This is a genomic window from Leifsonia sp. 21MFCrub1.1, from assembly GCF_900107895.1.
GTDB classification, from domain to species: domain Bacteria; phylum Actinomycetota; class Actinomycetes; order Actinomycetales; family Microbacteriaceae; genus Leifsonia; species Leifsonia soli.
In genome coordinates this window covers 838,406-862,783 of the sequence record NZ_LT629867.1, presented here as the reverse complement: position 1 = coordinate 862,783, position 24,378 = coordinate 838,406, and the positions used below count along the sequence as shown (strand labels likewise).

Here is a 24,378-nt window from a genome sequence, read left to right as displayed (position 1 = left end):
CGCGACCGCGGCCGCTACACGAGCGAGTCGCGCCAGGCGGCGTGCAGCTGGGCGAAGCGGCCCGTGCCCGCGATCAGGTCGTCGGGCGTGCCGTCCTCGACCACACGGCCGTGCTCCATGACGAGCACCCGGTCGGCGATCGCGACCGTCGACAGACGGTGCGCGATGATCACCGCCGTCCGGTCGGCGAGCAGCGTCTGCAGCGCCTCCTGCACCAGGCGCTCGCTCGGGATGTCGAGCGAGCTCGTCGCCTCGTCCAGGATGAGCACGGCCGGGTCCGCCAGGAACGCCCGGGCGAACGAGATCAGCTGACGCTGACCGGCGGAGACGCGGCCGCCGCGCTTGTTCACGTCGGTGTCGTACCCGTTGGGCAGACCCTCGATGAACTCGTGCGCGCCGACGGCCTCCGCCGCCCGCACGATCTCGTCGCGCGTCGCATCCGGCTTGCCCAGGGCGATGTTGTCGGCGACGGAGCCGCTGAACAGGTACGCCTCCTGCGTCACCATCACGATCGCCCTGCGGAGATCCTTCGGGTGCAGGTCGCGCAGGTCGACGCCGTCCAGCTTCACCGCGCCCGCCGTCGGGTCGTAGAAGCGCGAGATCAGCTTCGCGAGCGTCGACTTGCCCGCGCCGGTCGAACCGACCAGCGCGACCGTCTGCCCTGCCGGGATGTCGAGCGTGAACTCCGGCAGGATGACACGGTCCTTCTTGTAGGCGAACGAGACCTCGTCGAAGCTCACGTGCCCCTGCGCCGACCACAGGTCGACCGGCCGCACCGGATCCGGAACGCTGGGCTCCTCCTCCAGGACGCCGGAGATCTTCTCCAGCGCCGCGGCGGCCGACTGGTAGGAGTTGTAGAACATCGCCATCTCCTCCATCGGGTCGAAGAAGCGTCGCGTGTACAGCAGCACCGCGAGCAGCACGCCGATCGCCAGCTGGCCGTCGGCGACGCGGAAGCCGCCCACCAGCAGCACGACGCCGACCGTCACGTTGCCGATCATCACGAGGCCGGGGTCGAAGATCCCGAACAGCTGGATGACGCGGGCGTTCACGTCGCGGTACTCCTCGACCAGACCGCCGAAGTCCTTCTCGTTGCGCTTCTCCTTGCGGAACGCCTTGACCGCACGGATGCCGGTCATGGTCTCCACGAAGTGCACGATCAGCTTCGCCGACGCCACCCGCGAGATGCGGAACAGCACCTGCGAGCGCTTCTGGAACCACCGCGTCAGCAGGTACAGCGGCACCAGCGACACCAGCAGCACGACACCGCTCACCCAGTCGATCGAGAACAGCGCGATCGCGATGAACAGCATGTACAGGAAGCCCTGGACCAGCTGGTTGATGCCCGAGTCGAGCAGCTCCCGGATGGAGTCCAGGTCGCTCGTCTGGCGCGAGATGATCCGGCCGGAGGTGTACGACTCGTGGAACTCCAGCGACAGCTTCTGCGTGTGCAGGAACACCCGTTTGCGCAGGTCGAGCAGGATGGCCTGGCTGATCCGAGCGCTCAGCACCGTGTACCAGGCGATGAGCACGGCGCCGATGACGCCGGTGACCAGGTAGGCGGCGCCGGCGGCGGCCAGCGGGAACCAGTCCTGCTTCAGCAGCGCCGGGAGGCCGTTGTCGATGCCGAACGCGATGATGGCGGGGCCCGCCACCTGGGCGGCCGTGCTCACGACGACCACGACGGCCGTCAGCGCGAGCCGCATCCGCAGGGGGTGCAGCAGGGAGCCCAGCAGACGCAGCGAACGGCGCCGGACCTGCCTGCTCTCCTCTTTGCTGAGGTCGTTGCGCTCCTCGCCTTCGACGCCCAGGACGGTCGTGGTGCTCACAGGTTCACCTCCTCGAGGATCTCTTCGTTCTGTTCGTCCTCCAGGCTGGAGATGACGAAGCGGTAGTGCTCGCTGGTCGCGAGCAGGTCGTGGTGGGTCCCCACCGCGGTGATGCGGCCGTCCTCCAGCAGCGCCACCCGGTCGGCGAGCATCACCGTGGACGGGCGGTGGGCGACGATGAGGGCCGTCGTGGATGCGAGCACCCGGCGCAGCGCGGCCTCGACGAGGGCCTCGGTGTCGACGTCGAGCGCCGACAGCGGGTCGTCGAGCACCAGGATGCTGGGGTTCGCGGCGACGGCACGCGCGAGGGCGAGCCGCTGACGCTGGCCTCCGGACAGGCTGAGCCCCTCCTCGCCGACCTTCGTCTCGACGCCTTCCGGCAGGTCGTAGACGAAGCCCGCCTGCGCCACCTCGAGGGCCTCGGTCAGCACGCGCTCGGCCTCCGCCGAGGCGGGGTCGAGGTCGTCGCGGCCGAGCAGGACGTTGTCGCGCACAGACGCCGAGAACAGCGTCGCATCCTCGAACGCCATGGCGATCGCCTTGCGCAGGTCGTAACGGGTCAGGTCGCGCACATCCACGCCGTCCACCTTCACCGCACCGCCGGTCACGTCGTAGAGACGCGTCGTCAGCGCTGTGAGCGTCGACTTGCCCGAACCGGTCAGTCCCACCAGCGCCATCGTCTCGCCCGGGCGGACGGTCAGATGGACGCCGTCGAGAAGGTCGGGGAAGCGCTCCGGCGAGTCCTGATACCGGAAGTGGACGTCGTCGAAGACGAGCTCGCCCCGCGGCTCCGCGATGCGCTGGGGCTCGGCCGGATCGGTGATGGCGTTGACCTCGTCCATCACGTCGAAGTAGCGGTCCGCCGCCGTGCGCGTGTCGAAGGTCATCGACAGCAGGAAGCCGATCGACTCCACCGGGAAACGCAGCACGGTCGCCGTGGCGAAGAAGGCGACGAGCTCGCCCACCGACAGCTGACCCTGAGCGGACAGCCAGACGCCGACGACCAGGCAGATGCCGAACGCGACATCCGGCACCAGCAGCAGCCACAGCCAGATGCCGGCGATGGCCTTCGCCTTCTCGATCTCGGTGCCGCGCAGTTCCTCCGCGCGCGACTCGAAGGTCTTCAGGGCGTGCTTTCCGCGTCCGAATGCCTTCAGCACGCGGATGCCGTGCACCGACTCCTCCACCGCCGTCGCCAGGTCACCGGCCTGGTCCTGGCTGCGCCGGGCGATCACCGAGTACTTGTTCTCGAACACGAACCCGTAGATCCAGAGCGGGATGGAGCACACCAGGAAGATGAGCCCGAGGATCCAGTTCCACCCGATCAGGATCGCGAACCCGACCACGATGGTGACGACGTTGACCACCAGCAGCACGATGCCGAAGGACAGCCACCGGCGGATCATGCTGAGGTCGCTCACCGCGCGCGACAGCAGCTGGCCGCTCGGCCAGCGGTCGTGGAAGGCGACGGGCAGGTCCTGCAGCTGCGCGTACAGCGCGTTGCGCATCTTCGCCTCGACGTGCGTCCCCGGGGTCAGCACGAACCAGCGCCGTAGCGAGATGAACACCGCTTCGGCAGCGCCCAGCCCGACCACGAGCAGCGCGGCGGGCCACACGGCCGACGGGTCGCCCGTCGACAGCGGCCCGTCGACCAGCCACCGGAGCACCTGCGGAATGCTCAGCGCGACCAGGCTGGCGAGCAGCGCGGCCACCATGCCGAGCACGATGCGGGGCGCGGCGGACTTCGCGTACGGGAGGATGCGCAGCAGGATGCGCGCGGTGCTCTTCCGCTTCGCGGCGGTCTTCGGAGTCCGAGTGTTCGGAGTCTGTGTGTTCGGAGTCTGTGTGTTCGGAGTCTGGGCGACAGACATGGATGATCCGTTTTCTGTGAGTGTCCGACGTCATGGAGCCGGCGGCGAGCACGCGGAGGAGTCGCCGAAGACACGCCGACGATGGCGGGTCTTGTGATGGGGATGCGAGGAGCGTCCGCGGACGCTCCCGGTGTCGCGCGCGGCGGCGCGGCGAAGGGCGGGGAGCTACCGCCCGGACGGTCGGGCGTCGGCCGCGAGGGCGGCGACGAACCCGGGCACGGTGATCTTTCGTGCGGTCTCGATCGTCGTCATGGCGTCCTCTCAGCCTCGATGTACACGTCCGTTGTGCCGCGACAAGGCAGCCCTACAGCTTATGCCCAGGTTCACAGGAAACGCAATACCCCGTCAAGACGTGAGTCGTTGCGGGAAATCGCGTCGAGTGGTGACGTGATGTCACCACTCGACGGGAGGGGGTCAGCGGATGCGGACCGAGAGGCAGGTGACGCAGCCCTCGAGCTTCTCGAACTCGGAGATGTCGACCTGGACGACCGTGTAGCCGAGGTCCTCGACGAGCGCCACCGACTGCGGAGCCGAGGACGACATCAGCACGGTGTCGTCGGAGAGCACGACGACCGCGGTGCCGTGGGCCTCGGGCACCGGGAGGAAGCGCTCGAAGACGCGCGTGTCGTCCACGATCGGCTCGTAGCCGATCACGGTTCCGTCGGGCAGGGCGGTCACGGCCGTCTTGAGGTGCAGTGCCTTGGTGACCGGCACGGCGACGACGGTGTACCCGAGCGGCGCCGCGATGGCACGGAGCTGGCGGATGCCCTCCGCGTTCGTGCGTCCGCCGCGGCCGACATAGACGGTCGAGCCGACCTTGAGCACGTCGCCGCCCTCGAGCGTCCCCGGCGCCTCGATGCGCTCCAGGTGCAGCCCCTGGGCGCGCAGCGCGGCCTCGGTGCCGACGACCTCCGCGCGGCGGGACTCCGCGCCGGGCAGCGTGATCACAGCGGTGTCGCCCAGGACGACGGCGGTGTCCTCCACGAACACCGAGTCGGCCAGCGTGTCGGCGCTCGCCACCTCGACGGTCTGCCAGCCGGCCGCGGACAGCGCGGCGACGTAGGCGTCCCACTGCGCGTCCGCGCGCTCCGCATCCACCGGCTGACGGTCGATGTGGGTGACCAGGCCCTCGGCGAGGTTGCCGGCGGGGATGCGGACGAGCGCGACCTTGCGGTCGGTCTCGAACCGGCTGCGGGCGCCCTCGACGATGCGGAACAGCCAGCGGCCGAAGGTCGGGGTGAGCGCGGTGATGGCGACGGCGTAGAGCAGGTTGATCCCCAGCAGGGTGCCGAGCACCGCGACGATCAGATCGCCGGTGAGCGGCGAGCCCGCCGAACCGGAGCTCCCCGCCGTCGCCGTGAGAAGCGTCCCGAGCGCAGGCGCGAGCACACCGGTCAGCACGCCCGCGATCAGCGCCGTCCACCACCGGTCGAAGGCACCGACGAAGCCTGCGATCCAGAGCAGCACGAAGGCGATGACGCTGGTCAGCGAGAAGTAGTTGCTGACGGCGACGATCAACGCCCCCGACGGGGCCGACGACCCGGCGAGGCTCCCCACGTAGAACGCGGCGATCATCGCCGCGTGAACGACGAGGACCACCACGAGGGCAGCGACAAGGGATGCGATGAGCCGGCGGCCCCAGGAAGACGTCATGGGATCCAACCTAGCGGAGCGCTGCTATGCGTTCGCTGGCTCCCGGAGCCGGCCGAGCGCGAGCTCGTCCGCCGCCTGCAGCGTGGTGATGCCGCGCTGGTCGGCCGCGCGGAAGATCTCGGCGAGCGTGTCGCCGATCCGCTCGACGCGCTCCTGCGTCGCCTCGGCCGTCACGCCGGGCTCGCCCGCCATCGACAGGAAGATCACACCACCCGCGTTGACGACGAAATCGGGGGCCCAGAGGATGCCGCGCTCGGCCAGGCGCTCCGCTCCGGAGCGGTGCGCGAGCTGGTTGTTCGCGGGACCGACGACGGCCGCGACCCGCAGCTCGTCGATCACCCGGTCGGTCAGCACGCCGCCGACACCGGCGGGGACGAACACGTCGCCCTCGACGCGGTGGGCGTCCTCCGGCTCCACCCACGTGGCTCCGAGCGCCTCGGCGAGGGCGCGCTTCGCGGGGTTCACGTCCGTCACCGTCAGCACGGCTCCCTCACTCGCGAGACGCATCGCGATGAGCGACCCGACATGGCCGAGTCCGAGCACGATGACATGGCGGCCGGCGACATCCCGGTTGCCGAACGCCCGCTCCATGGTGGCCTGCAGGCCGGCGTAGACGCCCGCCGCGGTCGCATCGCTGGGCTCGCCGACACCGCCCTCCGACGGCGGGAGGCCGCAGACGTGGGCGGTGCGCGTCGCGACGACGGACATGTCCTCCGCGCTCGTGCCGACATCCTCCGCCGTCATGTAGCTGCCGCCGAGCGTCTCGACCGCGTCGCCGAGATCGAGCATGGCCTCGTAGCGCTCGGTCGGCGTGAGCACCGTGCCCCGCGGCACGTAGACGACGGCCTTGCCGCCGCCGCGGTTGAGGCCCGCAGCGGCGTTCTTGAGCGTCATGCCCTCGGCCAGCCGAAGCGAGTCGGCGACCGCCTCCTGCCAGGAGTCGTACGTCCAGACCCGGCAGCCGCCGAGGGCGGGGCCGAGGACGGTGGAGTGGACCGCGATGCTGATGGTGAGGCCGCTCCGCCTCCCCTTCACGACGTGCAGTGTTTCGTGCGGCAGGTCTGCGGGCAGGACGGACATCGGTGTCTCCTCGTGGGATCGCGGCGAAAAGGTGTGACGGTCTTGTGGACCGTCGTCCATTCTCCCGCGACCCGGCCGCGGAGGCAACGTCGCCGCGCGTTCTCCTAGTGGAAGAAGTGGCGCTCGCCCGTGAAGTACATGGTCACGCCGGCCGCCTTCGCCGCCGCGATCACGTCCTCGTCGCGGATGCTGCCGCCCGGCTGCACGATCGCCCGCACACCGGCGTCGATCAGGATCTGCGGGCCGTCGGCGAACGGGAAGAAGGCGTCGGAGGCCGCGACGGACCCGACCGCGCGCTCTCCCGCCCGGCTCACCGCCAGGGTGCACGAGTCGACGCGGTTGACCTGGCCCATCCCGACCCCGACGGACGCGCCGTCGTGGGCGAGCAGGATGGCGTTCGACTTCACCGCGCGGCACGCCTTCCACGCGAACTCGAGGTCGGCGCGGGTCGCAGCCTCCGCCTCCTCGCCGGCCACCAGCGTCCATCCGGCGGACGAGAACTCATCGAACCGATCCGAGTCCTGCACGAGCACGCCACCCGAGATCTGGCGGAACTCGGTCAGCGCCCGGGCGTACCCCTCGGGCAACTGCAGGATGCGGAGGTTCTTCTTCGTCTGCAGAAGCTCCAGCGCCTCCGGCTCGTAGGCCGGGGCGATGAGCACCTCAGTGAAGATCCCCTTCACGGTCTCGGCCATGGCGAGCGTGACCGTGCGGTTGGCCGCGATGACCCCGCCGTACGCCGACACCGGGTCGCACTCGTGCGCCTTGCGGTGCGCTTCGGCGATGTCGTCCGCCACCGCGATCCCGCACGGGTTCGCGTGCTTGATGATGGCGACGGCCGGCTCGCGGAAGTCGTAGGCACTGCGCAGCGCGGCGTCCGCATCCACGTAGTTGTTGTACGACATCTCCTTGCCGCCGAGCTGGGTCGCCTGGGCGATGCCGGCGCCCTTCGGGTCGGCGTAGAGGGCGGCCGCCTGGTGGGAGTTCTCGCCGTAGCGGAGGGTCTGCTTGAGCTCGGCCCGCGCCTCCCAGCGCTCGGGGAAGTCGTCCGTGGAGGGGGCGTCGCCGGCGAACCAGGCGGCGACGGCGCCGTCGTAGGCGGCCGTGTGCGCGAAGGCCTTCGACGCGAGCTCACGGCGCTGGTCGAAGGTCGTTCCGCCCGCGGCGACCGCCGCGACGATGCCGTCGTAGTCGGAGGGCGACACCACGATCGCCACGTTCGCGTGGTTCTTCGCTGCGGCGCGGACCATCGCCGGGCCGCCGATGTCGATCTGCTCGACGACATCGTTCCCGACCGCTCCGGAGGCCACCGTCTCGACGAACGGGTACAGGTTGACGACGACGAGCTCGAACGGCTCGATGCCGAGGTCCTTGAGCTGCTCCTCATGCGACGCCAGGCGCAGATCGGCGAGCAGCCCGGAGTGGATGGCCGGGTGGAGCGTCTTCACGCGCCCGTCGAGCGACTCCGGGAAGCCGGTGACGCTCGCGACATCGGTCACCTCGTGGCCCGCATCGCGGATGGTCTGCGCCGTCGAGCCGGTCGAGACGATCTCGACGCCCGCCGCGGCGAGCGCCCCGGCCAGGTCGAGCAGACCGGTCTTGTCGCTGACCGAGATCAGGGCGCGACGGATCGGGACGATGTCCCGCTCGCGGTACAGGCTGGCGTCGTGACGGGGTCCGCTCATGCTCGGGCAAGCTCCTCGAGGTCGATGTGTCCGTTGGCGATGTCGAGCACGGCGTCGATGAGCAGCCGTCGCTCCACGGGTTTGATGCGCTCGTGGAGGGCGGCCTCGGTGTCGCCCGGCTCCACCTCCACGCGCTCCTGGCTGATGATGGGGCCGGCGTCCACACCGTTGTCGACGACGATCAGGCTGGCGCCGGTCTGCGTCACGCCGGCGGCGAGGGCGTCGCGGACCGCGTGAGCGCCCGGGAACTCCGGCAGGTACGCCGGGTGGGTGTTGATCAGCCACGGCGAGAGCGCTTCGACCACGCGCGGCGGAACCAGGCGCATGAAGCCGGACAGGATGGTCAGGTCGGGCTCCCACTGCCGGATCTGCTCGAGCAGGGCGTCGCCCCACTCCTCGCGGCTCGGGTACGAGGTGAAGGGCACCGTGAAGGTCGGGATGCCGAAGCGCTCCGCGTGCTCCAGGCCGTCCGCATCCCGGTCGGCGCCGACGGCCACAACGCGGGCGGGGAACTCGGCGTCCTCCGACGCCTCCAGCAGGGCACGCAGGTTCGAGCCGCCACCGGAGATCAGCACCACGATCGAGAGCACGCCACCAGCCTAGCGGCGCTCGGCTACCGCCTCGGTCACCGCCGGCCGCGCCCGGCCGCCGCCAACCCGATCGCGGCGGCGACCGCGACCTCCGCCGCCGCGAGTCCCGCGACGATCCACGGGTTCGGGCCGACGTCGTGCAGCCTTCCCGGACCGAGAGCGCCGGACGACCACCACGCCAGCAGCCCGAGCTGGATGCCCGCGACCGCGCCGATCCCCACGGCGATCAGCAGGAGCGCCCGCAGACCGTCCAGTCCGCGCACGGCCGTGCGGGAGCGGACGAGGACCCCGGAGACGAAGCCCGCAAGGATCGGGACGACCACGCCGACGAGCCCGAAGCTCCAGCCGCCGGCCGGGATGATGCCGAAGATCGGGAGCCCGGGCACCGGCCCCAGCGCTGTGCCGATCGGACTCACAGACGACCCCGTGCCGAGGGCGAATCCGGGCCCCACCAGCCAGGACGCCATCCACACGACCACGTTCGGGATGACGGCGAGCTGTCCGATGGTCAGCGCAGCACCGCCGGCGACACCGGTCTGGAGCTGCTCGTACAGGCTGATGATCGATCCGTAGTTGCCGAAGATGAGGAGCGCGACGACGAGTGCGGCGACGCCGATCACGATGGCGGTCGCCGCCGTCCCCGCCCGCAGGGCGGCACCCGCTCCGGTGCGCAGCGCGCCGGGGATCGGTGCGGTCGCCGTCCGCAGCACCGCGAGGACGGCCGGTGCGGCCGTCCGTCCGGACGTCGGGCCGCCGGAGCCGCCGTCGAAGGCGCCGGTCGCATCCCCGTCATCCCGGGACGACCGCGGAGTCTCGGAGAGAGCTCCTCCGCGCAGCGCCGCGAACCCGAAACCGGCCGCGATTCCGACCCCGTACACGAACGGCGGGAGGACGATGCCCTGCCAGATCGACGGCTGCACCATCGGGGATCCCGCGGTCAGGACGACCAGGGTCGAGATCACGGCGAAGGTCACGAGCGCGCTGAGGGCGCCGACGAGACGCTGATCCGTCTCCGCCGCGCGCATCCCTGTCCGCACGCCCAGCCCGGCGCTGAGCGCGGCGAACCCCAGCAACGCGATCGTCACCTGGAACGGCACGGCCGCGCCGGGAAGCCCGAGCTGCGCGACCGTCTGCGGGTCGAGCGAGACGGTCAGGTTCACGCCGTGTCCGACCAGCCAGACATCGGCGGCCGAACGCCACACCACGGTGAAATCGGCGCCCAGCTGATACTGCGCCGCCCAGAGGATCGTGATGGGGACGAGGCAGATCCCGATGCCGATGGCGGCGACGATGAGCGCTTCCAGCGCGGCGAGCAGGGCGACGGTTGTGCGACTCATGACCGAACGGAGCCTACCGGCGCGCAGACGGCTCAGGCCGCCGACACTTCGGCGCTCAGGAGACCGTGACGACCGGCGTCTCGTCGTCGGTCGTCTCGGGCGCGGTGATAGCCGGTCGTTGCAGCAGTTCGAGCACGGCGACCACGAGCGCTGCGAGCACCAGGGTCCAGATGACCAGCGCGGGCGTCAGCGGGCGGACGAACAGTACGACCGCCGCGGCGATCACCGCCACCGCGGCCCGCAGCAGCGTGCGCTGGGCGTACATCCACTCCCCCGCCCTGCCCGTCGTGATGCCGTGGCTCTCCGCGGATGCACGGACCCAGGAGACCCCGGCGCCGAAGAAACCACGCAGCCGCCGGGGAACGGCGAACGGACCGGAGAACCACCCGACGATCGCGACCGCGATGGCGAGCACCAGCACGGCGACCGCGGTCGCGATCATCGCGTCCGTCACGGTCGAATACAGGGTCTGCGCCAGCCCGGACGGCACCAGCGACGGCGACACCGAGGAGACGAACACGATCCGCCCGATGCCGATCGCCGCCAGAGTGATTCCCATGGCGAGGGCGAGTGCGACCGCCGCCCAGACGAGCGCGAGAGCGCGTCGACGCGCCACGACGACACCGAGTGCGAGCAGAGCGATCGCGACCCAGGGCAGCCATGCGCCGGCGGCGACAGCCAGCCCGTAGAACAGCTGCAGTGTCGGGATGGAGGAGTTCTGGGCGACCGTGATCGTGCGATCCACCGACGGGATCTGCGCGGCGAAGCTGACGCCCTGCTCCACCAGCAGCTGTTTCACGCGGTCGATGATCGGGCCGAGCTGGATGCCGACCGAGCCGTCCGAGCCGACGGTGATCGCCGCATTCGGGTCGTTCTGCATGGTCGCGATCAGCTGGTCGTGACTCGTCCGGAGCGCCTGCTGCCAGACCTGTGCGAACGCGTCGGAGGCGACGAATCGCTGGACGGTCGACTGCAGCAGCGACACGATGCCCTGCGCCAGCGGGCCCTTCAGCGACTCCAGCGCCTTGGTGGCGACCGGGCCGGTGCCGAGGCCCGTGATGCCGTCGATCACCTGGGAGGTGAGCTGGTCGATGTCGACGTTGTCCTGCACAGCCTTCACGGCCTCATCGGTGACGAACGCCTGCACGCCCGGGTCGTGGGCGAGCGGGGCGTACGTCGCGACGAACGAGTCCGTGTCCGTCAGCTGGACCTTCGCCCACGAGGCGATCACGGCGACGGGCGCGAGGATCGCACCGATGACGATCAGGACCGTCGCGAGCAGCGTCCACGCCCAGCTGCGCTGCCGCTTCACCGGCTCCGGCCGAGGGATCGGCACGGTGTCGCCATCGGCCGCCGGCTCAGCGCTCCTGCGGAGGGCGGCGTTCTCCTCCTCCAGAGCGGCGATGCGCTGCAGGAGCTCGGTGTTCGTCGGACGAGCCATCGGCGCCTCCTTCCGGCACGGTGCGCTCACTGTAGCGCCGGGGCCGCGGTGTGCGGCAGGGAGTATCTGACCGGGTACGACGAAGGCCGGGACCGATGTGGTCCCGGCCTCCGGTGTCCGTGCGTCGCGCGCTCAGAGCGCGGCGTAGACCTCGCGGAGCAGTTCGGCGGTCTCGGACGGCGTCTTGCCGACCTTCACGCCGGCGGCCTCCAGGGCCTCCTTCTTGGCCTGCGCGGTGCCGGCGGAGCCCGACACGATGGCGCCGGCGTGGCCCATGGTCTTGCCCTCGGGAGCCGTGAAGCCCGCGACGTAGCCGACGACCGGCTTGGTCACGTTCGCCTTGATGAAGTCGGCGGCGCGCTCCTCGGCGTCGCCGCCGATCTCGCCGATCATCACGATCGCCTTCGTCTCCGGGTCGGCCTCGAATGCGGCGAGCGCGTCGATGTGGGTCGTGCCGATGACGGGGTCGCCGCCGATGCCGATCGCGGTCGAGAAGCCGAGGTCGCGCAGCTCGTACATCATCTGGTACGTCAGCGTTCCCGACTTCGAGACGAGCCCGATCGGGCCCTTGCCGGTGATGGTCGCCGGGGTGATGCCGACCAGCGACTCGCCCGGCGTGATGATGCCGGGGCAGTTCGGGCCGATGATCCGGGTCTTGTTGCCCTTCTCCTTGGCGTAGGCCCACGCCTCCGCCGAGTCCTGCACCGGGATGCCCTCGGTGATCACGACGAGCAGCGGGATCTCGGCGTCGATCGCCTCGACCATCGCGTCCTTCGCGAACGCCGGCGGGACGAAGATGATCGACACGTCGGCGCCGGTCTTCTCGATGGCCTCGACGACCGTCCCGAAGACGGGGAGCTCGACGTCGCCGTGGGTGACGGTCGTCCCGGCCTTGCGGGCGTTGACGCCGCCCACGACCTGCGTGCCGGCCTTCAGCATCAGCGCGGTGTGCTTGGTGCCCTCGCCGCCGGTGATGCCCTGGACGATGACCTTGGAGTCCTTGTTGAGGAAGATAGACATTCTCGTTCGTCCTTCGCTTACTTCGCGGCCAGCTCGGCGGCCTTGTCGGCGCCCTCGTCCATGGTGAGCGCGAGGGTCACCAGCGGGTGGGCGGCCTCGGTCAGGATGCGGCGTCCCTCGTCGACGTTGTTGCCGTCGAGACGGACGACCAGCGGCTTGTTGGCCTCGTCGCCGAGGATCTCCAGCGCCTTCACGATGCCGTTGGCCACCGCGTCGCACGCGGTGATGCCGCCGAAGACGTTCACGAACACGCTCTTCACCTGCGGGTCGTTCAGGATGACGTCCAGGCCCGCCGCCATGACCTCGGCGGATGCGCCGCCGCCGATGTCGAGGAAGTTGGCCGGCTTGACGCCCTTGTGCTTCTCGCCCGCGTAGGCGACGACATCCAGCGTCGACATGACCAGTCCCGCGCCGTTGCCGATGATGCCCACCTGGCCGTCGAGCTTGACGTAGTTCAGGTTCGCCGCCTTGGCCTTGGCCTCCAGCGGGTCGGCCGCGTCCTTGTCCTCGAGGGCCTGGTGGTCGGGGTGACGGAAGTCGGCGTTCTCATCGAGCGAGACCTTGCCGTCGAGCGCGATGATGTCGCCCTCCTCGGTGAGGACGAGCGGGTTGACCTCCACCAGGGTCGCGTCCTCGCCGGTGTAGACCTCGTACAGCTTCACGAAGACGCCGGCGACCTTCTCGACGAGCTCATCGGGGAAGCCTGCGGCCTGGGCGATCTCGACGGCCTTGGCGTGGTCGATGCCACCGCGCGGGTCGACCTCGACGCGAGCGAGCGCCTCCGGCTTCTCGACCGCGAGCTGCTCGATCTCCATGCCGCCCTCGACGCTGGTCAGCGACAGGTACGAGCGGTTGGCGCGGTCGAGGAGCACCGAGAAGTAGAACTCGCGCGCGATCCGGGCGCCGCCCGCGACCATGACGCGACGGACCACGTGGCCCTTGATGTCCAGACCCAGGATGGCCTTCGCGGCCTCCTCCGCCTCGTCCGGGTTCTTGGCGACCTTGACGCCGCCCGCCTTCCCGCGGCCGCCGGTCTTCACCTGCGCCTTGACGACGGTGACGCCGCCCAGCTTCTCGGCCGCTGCGCGCACCTCCTCCGGAGTGTCCGCGACGATGCCCGGAAGGACCGGGACCCCGTACTTCTCGAACAGGTCTCTGGCCTGGTACTCGTATAGATCCACGGTTATCCAATCCGCTGATTGCCCGGTGCGCTCGTGGCTGCCGGCTGATTTCTCTCTGGCGGTCCGACGCGAGAATAGCTCGACGCCGAGATAATTTCGCCACGCAGAATCGTAGTCCCTCCGCCTGAACGAGCCGAAACCGGGAATGTGCTCACAGCGGCAGAGAAGCCTGCGTTCTCCACCGATCGGGCTGAAGCGGTCCTCTCGCCCGGCCTCCCGGCGACCGTGGATGCATGACGTATCGACCTCTCACTCTGATCACCGTGGTGAGCCTCGCCGGGCTCGCCGTCTTCTTGGGCGTCCTGCAGAGCCTGTTCACTCCGACGGCGGCTCGCGCGCTGACGGGCGACGGCCACGGCCCTGGCTACCTGTCCTCGGACGGCTGGTGGCTCGGCGCCTACCATTTCGACGACGGAGCCCTCGGCTTCTGCCTCCATCCCGGCAAGAAAGCGCCGACCGGCATCGGCTACCGGTATGCGGACGCCTCCGAGGTCGGCGGGTGGACACCGGAGCAGTCCGCGGTCTTCGCCTACATCGCTCGGACCTGGGCCGGAAGCGGTGACCGCATGACGGCCGCTGCAGGCCAGCTGGCGACCTGGATGCACGCCGGGCTGCCCGAGGCAGAGGCCCGGGATCGGGCGCGCCGGGCGGGCGCGGACGCCGATGCGGTCTACGCGCGAGCGCTCGAGATGGTGGCAGAAGCGAGCAGCCGCGCGTCGACGGGTGTTCGGGCCGCCGTCGTCGTCGAGCTCGCGGAGACAGGACCCGGCCGCGTGCGGGTCGAGCTGACCGTCGATCGCATCACCGGCCCCGAGCTGCTCCCTGGCGGCGCCCACCCCGTCTCGGTGACGCTCGACGGAGCGGACTTCGACGACGGCGGGAGCACGGCGACCATCCGCTCGGGGACCGACGTGGCGATCCGGCCGACCGGAACGGAGGCGAGCGTCGCCGTGAGCGCCGCCGCGACGGCGGGGGATCTCCCCTACGGCAACCGCATCACCGTCGCCCTCCCGACGACGGATGCGCAGGCCGTGCTGATCGCGCAGCCGTCCACGGCGAGCGCTCAGGCCGAGGCGCACGTGACCGGTCCGTCCCCTCTGCCGTTCCAGCCGCGGGTGGGCACGCAGACGTCACTGGCCGAGGCGCATCCGGGCGCAGACATCGCCGACCACCTCACCGTGAGCGTCGACGCGGGCGACGGCCTGCTGCCGACCTGGGGAGTGCGTTCCGGCGATGACGGCTTCACCCCCGTCGCGGCGGTCGTCGAGAGCACGCTGCACGGGCCGTTCGCCGACCCGATCGTGCGCACCGCCGGCCCGCCGGAAGGATCGCCCACCGTCTGCACGGTCGAGACGGTGATCGACGGGGTGGGCGAGTACACCACACCGACGTGCACGCTTCCGGCCGACGGCTACTACGTCTGGACGGAGCGGATCGACCCGGCCCGCACCGAAACCGAGGGCGGCGGCACGCGCCTGCGTCCCTGGACCTCCGAGTTCGGGATCGCGACCGAGATCACCAGGGCCACGACCCCGGCCATCCCACTCTTGGACGCTGGACCCGCCCTCGCGCAGACGCGCCTCGCCGACACCGGCGCCGACACACTGCCGCCCGCACTCTGGGGGTCGGGAGCCGGCGCGGCCGGAGTGCTGCTGATGGTCGCCGGGCGGGTGCGCGCCCGGCGGGCGCGCCGGCCGCGCGGGCGGCGCGCAGCGCTGGAGGAGGCTTTCCTCGATCCGGAGGCGATCGGCCGTCCCGGTCGACGGCCGCGCGTCACCGGCCGACAGAATCTCCGGCCACGACGCGCCCGCTCGACCTGGGTCGCGCGGTGAGCGGCGCACAGGCGCGGCTCTCCGCTCCCTTGCAGGAGGCGGCGACAGGATGGCCGGGTGCGCAGGAACCCCCGCAACAGGCCGGTCGAGGCCGAGGACATCGTGTCCGAGGCACTGACACTTGCGGGCGGAGGCCGGGCGCTTCTGCTGCAGATCGCACATCCCGCGGTCGGGCGGGGCGTCGCGGAGCACAGCGACTTCGCCTCGCGGTTGATGGACCGGTTCGACGCCACGATGCTCTACCTCACGGCGACGATGTTCGGCTCCCCGGCGGAGCGCGCGGCCATGAGGAGGGTCGTGAACCGGGCCCACGCACCCGTCCGCGCGGAGGGAACGACAGGCGGCCCGGCCTACAACGCCTACGACCCGGAGCTCCAGCTCTGGGTGGCCGCCACCCTGTACCAGACAGTGATGGACCTGCACCGGCGTGTGTTCGGTCCGCTGACACCGGCGCAGGAGGACCGCGCGTACGACGAGCTCTCGCGGGCGCTGTCCAACCTGCAGCTCACGCCCGATCGGTGGCCGAGTGGACGCCTGGCTTTCGACACCTACTGGGAGCGGATGGTCGCATCCCTCCGGGTGGACGACGATGTGCGGGCGGTGTCCCGCCAGATCCTCTTCCCGCGGAGGGTCCCGTGGTGGCTGCGTCCGACGCTGCCTCTCGTCCGTCTCGTCACCGGGGGTCTCCTCCCCGGTCCTGTGCGGCAGGAGTTCGGGATCGCCTGGGACGACCGGCGGCAGCGCCGGTTCGAGCGGGCGATCCGCTGGACGGCTGCGGTGTATCCGCGGCTGCCGCTCCGGCTGCGACACCTCCCGCGCGAGCGCTATCGGGCGAAGCTCCATCGAGCCGTGCGCACGGACCACGTCGGCGGCGGTGCGCCGCGGCCGTCCGGGGAGCGCTAGGCGGCGAGCCCTCGCCGACGCTCGACGACGCGCGCGAGCAGCACCAGCGCGATGCCGACGCCCGCGCCGAGGACGGTCTCCAGCACACGGTCGACCACCAGGACGTTCAAGGGCGTCGGGCTCGACAGGTGCGAGACCGACAGCGCCAGCGGCGTGATGAACACCAGAGCGGCGCCGTAGTGCCGCGCGACCAGGATCTCCGCGAAGAACTGGCACACCACGATGACGCAGATCACCACGAGGGCGGGAGGCGACCAGACGAGGAGCAGAGCAGTGACGGCGATGCCGACCACCGTCCCCACGATCCTGTGCACGGACCGCGAAATCGAATGGGCTGCACGGGCCGGAGGGATCACGGCCACCAGGCTCACCACGGCCCAGTACGCGTGTCCGAGGCCGAAGCTCAGAGCCACCCCGCCGGCGATCAGCACCCCCACGACGTTCTGGGCGACCGTGAGCCAGACGCGCGGATCACGGACCGCGCCGATATCGACGCCCGGACGCCGGCGGAGCTCGGTCACGAACCCGGATCGGGCGAGCGGGCCGCGGGAGATCCCCGGGATGCGACGGAGGACCCACCCGGACATCGTCAGGGCCCAGGCGAACGCCGCCGTCGCGGCCGCCAGGCCGATGCGAGGAAGGGCGTCCGCGGCCGGCGTCGGCACGGCGGCGCAGACCAGCAGCGCGAACACGAAGAACAGGGCCTGCGGCGGCACCATCTGGAAGATCGTGACGAACAGGGTCCCGCCGCCGACGACCACGACGAGCGCGACCGCCAGCAGAGCGAGCGGTTCGCCGAGCACAGCGAGCCACACCCCGGCCGAGATGCTCAGCAGGAGCGCGACGGCCGCGACCGTGAGCGTCCGCACGCGCACCCGATACGGCTCGTTCCTTCCATAGAGAGCGGTGAAGGCGCCGAATGTCGCGTATGCGGTCAGATCGAGACGACCGGCCGCGAACAGCAGGAACAGGGGGACGGCGACCGCGACGGCCGCCCGCATACCCACCTCGAGGTTGCGCGGCGCCCAGCCCTTCCGCTCTGCCGGGGCGGCCGGCGTCACAGCTTGTCGATCGGGGCGATCTTGATGAGGAGCTTCTTCGCGCCCACCTTGTCGAACTGCACGTGCGCGACGCGCTTCGCGCCCTGCCCCGTCACCTGGGTGACGCGGCCCTCGCCGAAGTCGGCGTGGCGGATGCGGTCGCCGGGGGCGAGCTCCAGGTCGCCGTTGTCGCGGACCTTGCCCGTGACGCGGTTGGGCCACTCGGCCTTCGGCCGCTCCTGGCGGAACGTCGACGACGAGAGCGGGTCGTTCCAGCCGGTGCCACCCGAGCCCGCTCCGAGGCCGGGGCGCCGGGCGTTGAGCGCGCGCGACTGCGTGCCGCCGCGGCCGTTCGCCGACCCCGGCGACTGGCGCCAGTCGATGAGATCTGCGGGGATCTCTTGCAGGTAACGGCTCGGCATGGCGACCGCGGTCTCGCCGAACTGCGCGCGCGTCATCGCCAACGACAGGAACAGGCGCTTCTTGGCGCGCGTGATCCCCACGTAGAACAGGCGTCGCTCCTCCGCAGGTCCGCCCGGCTCGTTCGCCGACATCCGGTGCGGCAGCAGATCCTCCTCGATCCCGGTCAGGAACACGGCGTCGTACTCCAGACCCTTCGCCGTGTGCAGCGTCATCAGCGACACCGAGCCGCTCGAGTCGTCGATCTCGTCCGCGGCCGCGACGAGGGACACCTCGGTGAGGAAGTCGACCAGCGTGCCGTCCGGGTTGTTGCGCGCGAACTCCCGGGTCACGGCGACGAGCTCGTCCACGTTCTCGGCTCGCGCCTCGTCCTGCGGATCGCGGCTGTTGCGCAGCACGTCGAGGTAGCCGCTCCCGTCGAGGAGGAAGGTCAGGATGTCCGCGACCGGCGAGACACCGGCGGGGTTCGACGGATCGATCTTGGCCGCCGCCTCGTCCAGCAGGTTCGACAGCTGCAGGATCGCGTTCGTCACCTTCGGGCCGAGACCGAGCGAGCCTGCATCGCGCATGGCCGCGCGGAACGTGAGTCCGTTGTCCTCCGCATAGCTGGCCAGCTGCGTCTCCGTCGCCGGGCCGATTCCACGCTTCGGGGTGTTCAGGATGCGGCGGAGCGCCAGCATGTCGCTCGGGTTCGCCACCGTGATCAGGTACGCCATCGCGTCCTTGATCTCCGCGCGCTCGTAGAACTTCGTGCCGCCCATCACCTTGTACGGCAGGGCGGAGCGGATGAAGATCTCCTCCAGCGCACGGGTCTGGGCGTTGGTCCGGTAGAAGACCGCGATGTCCTTGTAGTCCATCCCGGCGCTGTGCAGCTTCTCGATCTCGTCGGCGACGAACTGCGCCTCGTCGTGTCCCGAGTACCCGGTGTAGCCGACGATCTTCTCGCCGTCGCCGACCGCGGTCCAGAGCTTCTTGTCCTTGCGGTCGAAGTTGTTGGCGATGACGGCGTTCGCGGCGCTCAGGATGTTCTGCGTCGAGCGGTAGTTCTGCTCGAGCAGGACCACCTTGGCGCCGGGGAAGTCGCGCTCGAACTCGACGATGTTGCGGATGTCGGCCCCGCGGAACGCGTAGATCGACTGGTCCGAGTCGCCGACCACTGTGAGCGAGGCGCTCGGGATGACGCCGGCGGCGTCGCGCAGCGGGCCGACGTTGCGGCCGTGCGCCTCCAGCTCGTCGGCGATGTCCGGCGCGACCGGCATCGTGAGCTCGCGGATCAGCGAGTACTGCGCGTGGTTGGTGTCCTGGTACTCGTCGACCAGGATGTGGCGGAAGCGGCTCTGGTACAGCGCCGCGACCCGTGGGAAGGCGCGGAACAGGAAGACCGTCTCGGCGATCAGGTCGTCGAAGTCGAACGCGTTCGCGCGCCGGAGCTCCCGCGTGTACTGGCGGAAGATCTCGAGGAACATGACCTCCTGCGGGTCGCTCAGGTTGGCCGAGCGCGCGTGGGTCTCGAGGTCGGTCAGCTCGTTCTTCAGCTTCGAGATGCGGTTCGCCGCGCTCCCGACGGTGAAGCCGAGCGTGTCGGCGTCGAGCTCCTTGATGATGCGCTTCAGCAGCGCCCGGGAATCGCCGGAATCGTAGATGGTGAAGCTCGGCGTCTTGCCGATCGTCTCGGCCTCGCGACGGAGGATGCGGACGCACGCCGAGTGGAACGTGGAGATCCACATGCCCTGCGCCTTGCCGCCGAGAAGCTGCTCGACGCGCTCGCGCATCTCGTTGGCGGCCTTGTTGGTGAACGTGATCGCCAGGATCTCGCTCGGCCACGCCTCACGGCTCTCGATCAGGCCGGCGATGCGGCGCGTCAGGACACTGGTCTTGCCCGAGCCGGCGCCCGCGACGATCAACAGGGCCTGGCCCCGGTATTCCGCGGCTTCCCGCTGCTGCGGGTTGAGGCCGTCGAACAGGCGCTCGCTCGGGCCACGCCACGGGCCGGGGCCGCCCGCGCCCGCCGATCCGCGCGAGCCCCGCCCGCCCGCGCGGGCGTTCGCGTCGACGTCTGTACCGTCGCCCTGCCACCCGTCCAGGATGATCGGGACGGAGGAAGGGGTGGTCTGCGGGGCGTCGGGAAGGCTCGTCATGTCTGCAGTCGATTTTAGTCGCTGCCACCGTCATTCGGTCGCGAGCGCGGTCAGCGGCCGTCGCGGACGGCGACGGCCAGGTCGGGATGGTCGGCGAACACGCCGTCCACCCCGGAGTGCAGCAGGATCGAGAAGTGGCGCCGCCAGTCCCCCCAGGCCGCATCGGCGTCGGTGCCAGCGCCGCCGCCGGTGTCGCCGGCGGCAACGGTGCGGAACTCGGCGGGCAGCATGGCGTTCTCGGGGCGGAGCGTCCAGCAGAACACGGCGAGGCCCGCCGAGTGGGCGAGATCGACGAGATCCGAAGTGACGGCGCCGACGTCCGCCGCGTCGTCCTCGCCGAACAGTGCCATGGACACGGAGCCGGACGACAGCACCAGGGAGGTCTCGACGCTGATGCCGTCCACCCGGTCGGCCGCCGAGGGAGCCGCCGAACCGAGCGCGTACAGGCCGCGCAGGCTGAGATCGGTGTCGTAGCCGGGCGCCGACGAACCGAGCGCGGCGACGCGGTCCGCCGGCGCGCCCGCATCCTCCAGCAGGTACACCCGGCGCCCGCGGAACCCGCGGTCGTGCAGCTTCACCAGCACGGTGCGCTCGAAGCTCTCCACCACGACTCCGGCGCGATCGGTCCAGCCCGCGTCCGCCAGATCGCGCAGCAGGAGCTCATCCAGCGGATACCCCGCCGCCTCGAAGTACGTCGCGTGCTTCAGCTCGGCCACGAGCCCGGGCGGCCGCGCAGAGCCCTCGCCCGCGCGGTCGATCAGATCGAGCAGGTCGCGGAGGCGGAGCAGCGGGTAGTGGCCGTCGAAGGTGGAGCTGTGCTGCCTCAGGCCCGGGATGCGCTCCCGCGCGCGCAGGGTCGACAGCTCGTCCCACGTGAAGTCCTCCGTGAACCAGCCGGTCTGCGCGACCCCGTCGACCTCCTTCGTCGTCCGGCGGTCGGCGAACTCCGCGCGGTCCGCGACATCCGTCGTGCCGGAGATCTCGTTCTCGTGCCGGAGGACGAGCACACCATCCTTCGACGCGACGATGTCGGGTTCGACGGCGTCCGCGCCGAGCTGGAACGCCAGCTCGTACGAGCCCTGCGTGTGCTCCGGCCGGTACCCCGGTGCTCCGCGGTGGCCGATGACCACCGGAGCCGTTCGCGCGCGCATGGCCCGATCCTAGCCCGGAGGACGCGGTCCACCCCGGGCAGCGACATGCCGCGCCGCGGCCGCATCGGAGTGCCAGAATCGACGGGTGTCCGCCGATTCCAGCACGGCCCCCGCGCCCCGCGATCCCGCCGGGCCGGGCGCCGGCGCGCCCGGCCGCGGCGGCTGGACGGAACCCGCCTCCCTGCTCCCGCTCCGCTGGGGCGCGTACCGCCCCCGGCTGGTCGCGGGGCTCGCGATGCTCGTCGTCGGGACCGCATGCGTGCTCGGCACCACGACGTACAGCCTCACCCTCCTCCTCATCGGGTCTCTCATGCAGCCCGCGGGGTGGGCCGTGCTCCCGTCGACGATCGGCCGCCGGGTCGCCGTGCCGCTGCCCGTGCTCGGGTTCACGTGGCTCATGCTCGGCGGCTCGGGCTTCGCCTGGTGCTACGCAGTCGTCCTCGCGGCCTGGCTGCTCGTCCGCCTCCGACCTCTCCCGTCGTTCGCCGTGCTCCTCCTCCCGGCCGCCTGGAGCGCCCTCCTCCCCCTGTTCGTCCACGACTACGAGCACGGCTGGATCACGATCGTCACGAGCACGGCGGTCATCGTCGGGGCCGCCTGGCTGGCGAAATGGATCGCGATCCGATTCGATTCATGGCAATCTGTCAGAACTCTCAGAAAAGAACCCCGTAGATTTGACTGAAGACGACCGGTAACCGGTCCACCCATAGAACGAGGAGCTCATGGCACTCAACAACCCGGCCTTCTCTACGAACCCGGCGTTCTCCCCCAACGGTCAGGCCGCGACCGTCTCCGCCGAGAAGCTGGAGCAGATGTACCAGTCGCCGTCGGCGACGGCGGCGGAGACCGACCGTATGACGGTCGAGGACACGATCACCAAGACGGCCATCTGCTTCGTCCTCCTGCTCGCGGGCGCCGGCGTCGGCTGGTTCGTCCCCGTTCTCGCCATCCCCGCCGCGATCGTCGGCTTCGTGCTGGCGCTCGTCAACATCTTCAAGCGCAAGCCCTCCCCCGGCCTCATCCTCGGATACTCGGCCGCGCAGGGCATCTTCCTCGGCGCCATCTCGATGTTCTTCGAGTCGCAGTGGTCGGGCATCGTCATCCAGGCGGTCATCGCGACGTTCGCCGTCGTGGGCGTCACCCTGGCGCTCTTCGCCTCGGGCAAGATCCGCGCCTCGGCGAAGGCCACGAAGATCTTCCTCATCGCGATGTTCGGCTACCTCGCCTACTCGCTGGTCAACCTGGTCCTGATGTGGACGGGCGCGACCGGCGGCAGCTTCGGCCTGAACAGCGTCGAGCTCGGCAACACCGGCATCAAGCTGGGCCTGATCATCGGCCTCCTGGTCGTCCTGCTCGGCGCCTACTCGCTCGTGCTCGACTTCGACGCGATCAAGCAGGGCGTCGCGAACCGCGCACCGCGCATCTACGGCTGGTCGGGTGCTTTCGGCATCATGGTCACGGTCATCTGGCTGTACCTCGAGATCCTCCGCATGCTGGCGATCTCGCGCGACTGACGCCGCCGCTCCACGCAGAAGGCCCGGGATGCTGTCTCAGCAGCCCGGGCCTTCCGCATTACCGGTGCGGGATCACTCCCACTCGATCGTCCCCGGCGGCTTCGACGTGACATCGAGCACCACGCGGTTCACGCCGTCCACCTCGTTGGTGATGCGATTCGAGATCTTCGCGAGCAGGTCGTAGGGCAGTCGCGTCCAGTCGGCCGTCATGGCGTCCTCACTGGAGACCGGGCGGAGCACGATCGGGTGGCCGTAGGTCCGGCCGTCGCCCTGCACGCCGACCGAGCGCACGTCGGCCAGCAGCACGACGGGGCACTGCCAGATCTCGGCATCGAGGCCGGCGGCGGTCAGCTCCGCACGCACGATCGCGTCGGCGTCGCGCAGCAGGTCGAGACGCTCCTGCGTGACCTCGCCGACGATGCGGATGCCGAGCCCCGGGCCGGGGAACGGCTGACGCGAGACGATCGCCTCCGGCAGTCCCAGCTCGCGGCCGATGGCGCGCACCTCGTCCTTGAACAGTGTCCGCAGCGGCTCCACGAGCTCGAACTGCAGGTCGTCCGGGAGGCCGCCGACGTTGTGGTGGCTCTTGATGTTGGCGGTCCCCGTGCCTCCGCCCGACTCCACCACGTCCGGGTACAGCGTGCCCTGGACGAGGAACCGGATGGGGTCGCCCTCGCTCGCCGCCTCGGCGATCAGGTCGGCCTGCGCCTTCTCGAAGACGCGGATGAACTCGCGGCCGATGATCTTGCGCTTCGTCTCCGGGTCGCTGACGCCGGAGAGCGCGTCGAGGAACTGCTTCTGCGCGTTCACGGTCACCAGCCGGACGCCCGTCGCGGTGACGTAGTCCTCCTCCACCTGGCGCGCCTCGTCCTTGCGGAGCAGCCCGTGGTCGACGAACACGCAGACCAGCTGGTCGCCGACGGCCTCGTGGACCAGGGCGGCCGCGACGGCGGAGTCGACCCCGCCGGAGAGGGCGCAGATCACGCGACCGGACCCGACCTGGGCGCGGATGGCCGCCACCTGGTCGGCGATCACGTTGCCGCTGTTCCAGTCGGCCGGGATGCCGGCCGCCCTGTGGAGGAAGTTCTCGAGCACGGCCTGCCCGTAGGCGGAGTGCTTGACCTCGGGATGCCACTGGACGCCGTACAGCTTGCGCTCGTCGTTGGCGAACGCCGCGACGGGGGTTCCGTCGGTCGAGGCGAGAACGTCGAAACCCTCGGGCGCGCGGGCGACCGAGTCGCCGTGGCTCATCCAGGCGGTCTGCTCGGCCGGCTGCCCCTCGAGCAGGACGCCGGAGTCGGAGATCCGGACGGCGGTCGAGCCGTACTCGCGCTGGCCGGTCTTCGCGACCTCGCCGCCGAGCGCGGTCGCCATGACCTGGAAGCCGTAGCAGATGCCGAGCACCGGGACGCCGAGATCGAGGATGGCCTCGTCGAGCTGCGGTGCGCCCTCCTCGTACACCGAGGACGGTCCGCCGGAGAGCACGATCCCGGAGGGTCGCTTGGCGGCCACCTCGGCCGCGGTGACCGTGTGCGGCACGATCTCCGAGTACACGTTCGCCTCACGCACGCGCCGGGCGATCAGCTGCGCGTACTGCGCGCCGAAGTCGACCACCAGGACCGGCCCGGACGGGTTGGCGGAGTCGGCTCCGCCCAGAAGATCGGTGAACGCCGCATCCGTGCTCATCGGGTCA

18 protein-coding genes are annotated in these 24,378 nt (G+C 70.5%); 4 read left to right on the top strand and 14 right to left on the bottom strand.

The annotated features are described in order from the left end of the window. Nucleotides 1-14: 14 nt before the first annotated feature. The 10 genes from BLW09_RS03980 to sucC all read right to left on the bottom strand — a co-directional run bounded on the left by BLW09_RS03980 (nucleotide 15) and on the right by sucC (nucleotide 13,687). The gene (locus BLW09_RS03980; RefSeq protein WP_089908726.1) at nucleotides 15-1,829 is read right to left on the bottom strand and encodes an ABC transporter ATP-binding protein; all 1,815 of its coding nucleotides are present in this window, start codon (nucleotides 1,827-1,829) and stop codon (nucleotides 15-17) included. Further along, a complete protein-coding gene (locus tag BLW09_RS03975; RefSeq protein WP_089908723.1) occupies nucleotides 1,826-3,700 on the bottom strand; it encodes an ABC transporter ATP-binding protein in 1,875 nt (624 codons plus the stop codon). Before BLW09_RS03975 ends, BLW09_RS03980 begins: the two co-directional genes overlap by 4 nt. A 414-nt stretch (nucleotides 3,701-4,114) precedes the next feature. Continuing rightward, nucleotides 4,115-5,353 carry a dimethylargininase gene (gene ddaH, locus BLW09_RS19245; protein ID WP_089908721.1) on the bottom strand — a complete coding sequence of 413 codons (1,239 nt, stop codon included), beginning with the start codon at nucleotides 5,351-5,353 and terminating at the stop codon, nucleotides 4,115-4,117. A 24-nt stretch (nucleotides 5,354-5,377) separates the two neighbouring features. Further along, nucleotides 5,378-6,433 carry a Glu/Leu/Phe/Val dehydrogenase family protein gene (locus BLW09_RS03965; protein ID WP_089908719.1) on the bottom strand — a complete coding sequence of 352 codons (1,056 nt, stop codon included), beginning with the start codon at nucleotides 6,431-6,433 and terminating at the stop codon, nucleotides 5,378-5,380. A 104-nt stretch (nucleotides 6,434-6,537) separates the two neighbouring features. Then, nucleotides 6,538-8,118, bottom strand: a complete 1,581-nt coding sequence (gene purH, locus BLW09_RS03960; RefSeq protein ID WP_089908716.1) for a bifunctional phosphoribosylaminoimidazolecarboxamide formyltransferase/IMP cyclohydrolase — start codon at nucleotides 8,116-8,118, stop codon at nucleotides 6,538-6,540. After that, nucleotides 8,115-8,708, bottom strand: coding sequence for a phosphoribosylglycinamide formyltransferase (gene purN, locus BLW09_RS03955; RefSeq protein WP_089908714.1), 594 nt, complete (start codon nucleotides 8,706-8,708; stop codon nucleotides 8,115-8,117). Before purN ends, purH begins: the two co-directional genes overlap by 4 nt. 35 nt (nucleotides 8,709-8,743) lie before the next feature. Continuing rightward, a complete protein-coding gene (locus BLW09_RS03950) occupies nucleotides 8,744-10,045 on the bottom strand; it encodes a cell division protein PerM (RefSeq protein ID WP_089908711.1) in 1,302 nt (433 codons plus the stop codon). Nucleotides 10,046-10,100: 55 nt separating this feature from the next. After that, a complete protein-coding gene (locus BLW09_RS03945) occupies nucleotides 10,101-11,486 on the bottom strand; it encodes a hypothetical protein (protein ID WP_089908707.1) in 1,386 nt (461 codons plus the stop codon). Between the two features lie 132 nt (nucleotides 11,487-11,618). Further along, nucleotides 11,619-12,506 (bottom strand): succinate--CoA ligase subunit alpha, encoded by an 888-nt coding sequence (gene sucD, locus BLW09_RS03940; RefSeq protein ID WP_018191900.1) that lies wholly within the window; start codon nucleotides 12,504-12,506, stop codon nucleotides 11,619-11,621. Between the two features lie 17 nt (nucleotides 12,507-12,523). Continuing rightward, nucleotides 12,524-13,687 (bottom strand): ADP-forming succinate--CoA ligase subunit beta, encoded by a 1,164-nt coding sequence (sucC, locus tag BLW09_RS03935; protein WP_089908705.1) that lies wholly within the window; start codon nucleotides 13,685-13,687, stop codon nucleotides 12,524-12,526. A 233-nt stretch (nucleotides 13,688-13,920) separates the two neighbouring features. Between sucC and BLW09_RS03930 the strand changes: the two genes are divergently transcribed. Then, on the top strand, nucleotides 13,921-15,519 hold the full coding sequence (locus BLW09_RS03930; protein WP_089908701.1) for a hypothetical protein: 1,599 nt from the start codon (nucleotides 13,921-13,923) through the stop codon (nucleotides 15,517-15,519). A 57-nt stretch (nucleotides 15,520-15,576) separates the two neighbouring features. Next, entirely contained in the window at nucleotides 15,577-16,422 is an 846-nt protein-coding gene (locus BLW09_RS03925; protein WP_089908699.1) for an oxygenase MpaB family protein, read from the top strand. Here the strand turns inward: BLW09_RS03925 and BLW09_RS03920 are convergent. Genes BLW09_RS03920 through BLW09_RS03910 form a run of 3 tightly spaced genes read right to left on the bottom strand, consistent with a single transcriptional unit; the run spans nucleotide 16,419 to nucleotide 21,171 of the window. Beyond that, nucleotides 16,419-17,483 carry an FUSC family protein gene (locus BLW09_RS03920; protein WP_089908696.1) on the bottom strand — a complete coding sequence of 355 codons (1,065 nt, stop codon included), beginning with the start codon at nucleotides 17,481-17,483 and terminating at the stop codon, nucleotides 16,419-16,421. The genes BLW09_RS03925 and BLW09_RS03920 overlap by 4 nt on opposite strands. Next, nucleotides 17,480-20,020 carry an ATP-dependent helicase gene (locus BLW09_RS03915; RefSeq protein WP_089908694.1) on the bottom strand — a complete coding sequence of 847 codons (2,541 nt, stop codon included), beginning with the start codon at nucleotides 20,018-20,020 and terminating at the stop codon, nucleotides 17,480-17,482. The genes BLW09_RS03920 and BLW09_RS03915 overlap by 4 nt, the downstream gene beginning before the upstream one ends. 50 nt (nucleotides 20,021-20,070) lie before the next feature. After that, nucleotides 20,071-21,171 (bottom strand): glycerophosphodiester phosphodiesterase family protein, encoded by a 1,101-nt coding sequence (locus BLW09_RS03910; protein WP_089908691.1) that lies wholly within the window; start codon nucleotides 21,169-21,171, stop codon nucleotides 20,071-20,073. A gap of 85 nt (nucleotides 21,172-21,256) precedes the next feature. Between BLW09_RS03910 and BLW09_RS03905 the strand changes: the two genes are divergently transcribed. Both BLW09_RS03905 and BLW09_RS03900 read left to right on the top strand, forming a co-directional pair. Further along, nucleotides 21,257-21,853, top strand: coding sequence for a hypothetical protein (locus BLW09_RS03905; RefSeq protein ID WP_089908685.1), 597 nt, complete (start codon nucleotides 21,257-21,259; stop codon nucleotides 21,851-21,853). 40 nt (nucleotides 21,854-21,893) lie between these two features. After that, complete coding sequence (locus BLW09_RS03900) at nucleotides 21,894-22,685, top strand: Bax inhibitor-1/YccA family protein (protein ID WP_089908681.1); 792 nt, start codon at nucleotides 21,894-21,896, stop codon at nucleotides 22,683-22,685. A 72-nt stretch (nucleotides 22,686-22,757) separates the two neighbouring features. Here BLW09_RS03900 and guaA read toward each other — a convergent pair whose 3' ends face one another. Then, nucleotides 22,758-24,371: a glutamine-hydrolyzing GMP synthase gene (guaA, locus tag BLW09_RS03895; protein WP_231947042.1), complete on the bottom strand. Its 1,614-nt coding sequence runs from the start codon at nucleotides 24,369-24,371 to the stop codon at nucleotides 22,758-22,760. Nucleotides 24,372-24,378: the final 7 nt, after the last annotated feature.

What these genes read in the sequence shown, in the direction of transcription:
- purH (WP_089908716.1), bottom strand. Translation starts at nt 8,118, where the DNA reads ATGAGCGGACCCCGTCACGACGCCAGCCTGTACCGCGAGCGGGACATC.
- BLW09_RS03910 (WP_089908691.1), bottom strand. Translation starts at nt 21,171, where the DNA reads ATGCGCGCGCGAACGGCTCCGGTGGTCATCGGCCACCGCGGAGCACCG.
- BLW09_RS03945 (WP_089908707.1), bottom strand. Translation starts at nt 11,486, where the DNA reads ATGGCTCGTCCGACGAACACCGAGCTCCTGCAGCGCATCGCCGCTCTG.
- BLW09_RS03900 (WP_089908681.1), top strand. Translation starts at nt 21,894, where the DNA reads ATGGCACTCAACAACCCGGCCTTCTCTACGAACCCGGCGTTCTCCCCC.
- BLW09_RS03915 (WP_089908694.1), bottom strand. Translation starts at nt 20,020, where the DNA reads ATGACGAGCCTTCCCGACGCCCCGCAGACCACCCCTTCCTCCGTCCCG.
- BLW09_RS03975 (WP_089908723.1), bottom strand. Translation starts at nt 3,700, where the DNA reads ATGTCTGTCGCCCAGACTCCGAACACACAGACTCCGAACACACAGACT.
- BLW09_RS03950 (WP_089908711.1), bottom strand. Translation starts at nt 10,045, where the DNA reads ATGAGTCGCACAACCGTCGCCCTGCTCGCCGCGCTGGAAGCGCTCATC.
- BLW09_RS03930 (WP_089908701.1), top strand. Translation starts at nt 13,921, where the DNA reads ATGACGTATCGACCTCTCACTCTGATCACCGTGGTGAGCCTCGCCGGG.
- sucD (WP_018191900.1), bottom strand. Translation starts at nt 12,506, where the DNA reads ATGTCTATCTTCCTCAACAAGGACTCCAAGGTCATCGTCCAGGGCATC.
- BLW09_RS03965 (WP_089908719.1), bottom strand. Translation starts at nt 6,433, where the DNA reads ATGTCCGTCCTGCCCGCAGACCTGCCGCACGAAACACTGCACGTCGTG.
- guaA (WP_231947042.1), bottom strand. Translation starts at nt 24,371, where the DNA reads ATGAGCACGGATGCGGCGTTCACCGATCTTCTGGGCGGAGCCGACTCC.
- ddaH (WP_089908721.1), bottom strand. Translation starts at nt 5,353, where the DNA reads ATGACGTCTTCCTGGGGCCGCCGGCTCATCGCATCCCTTGTCGCTGCC.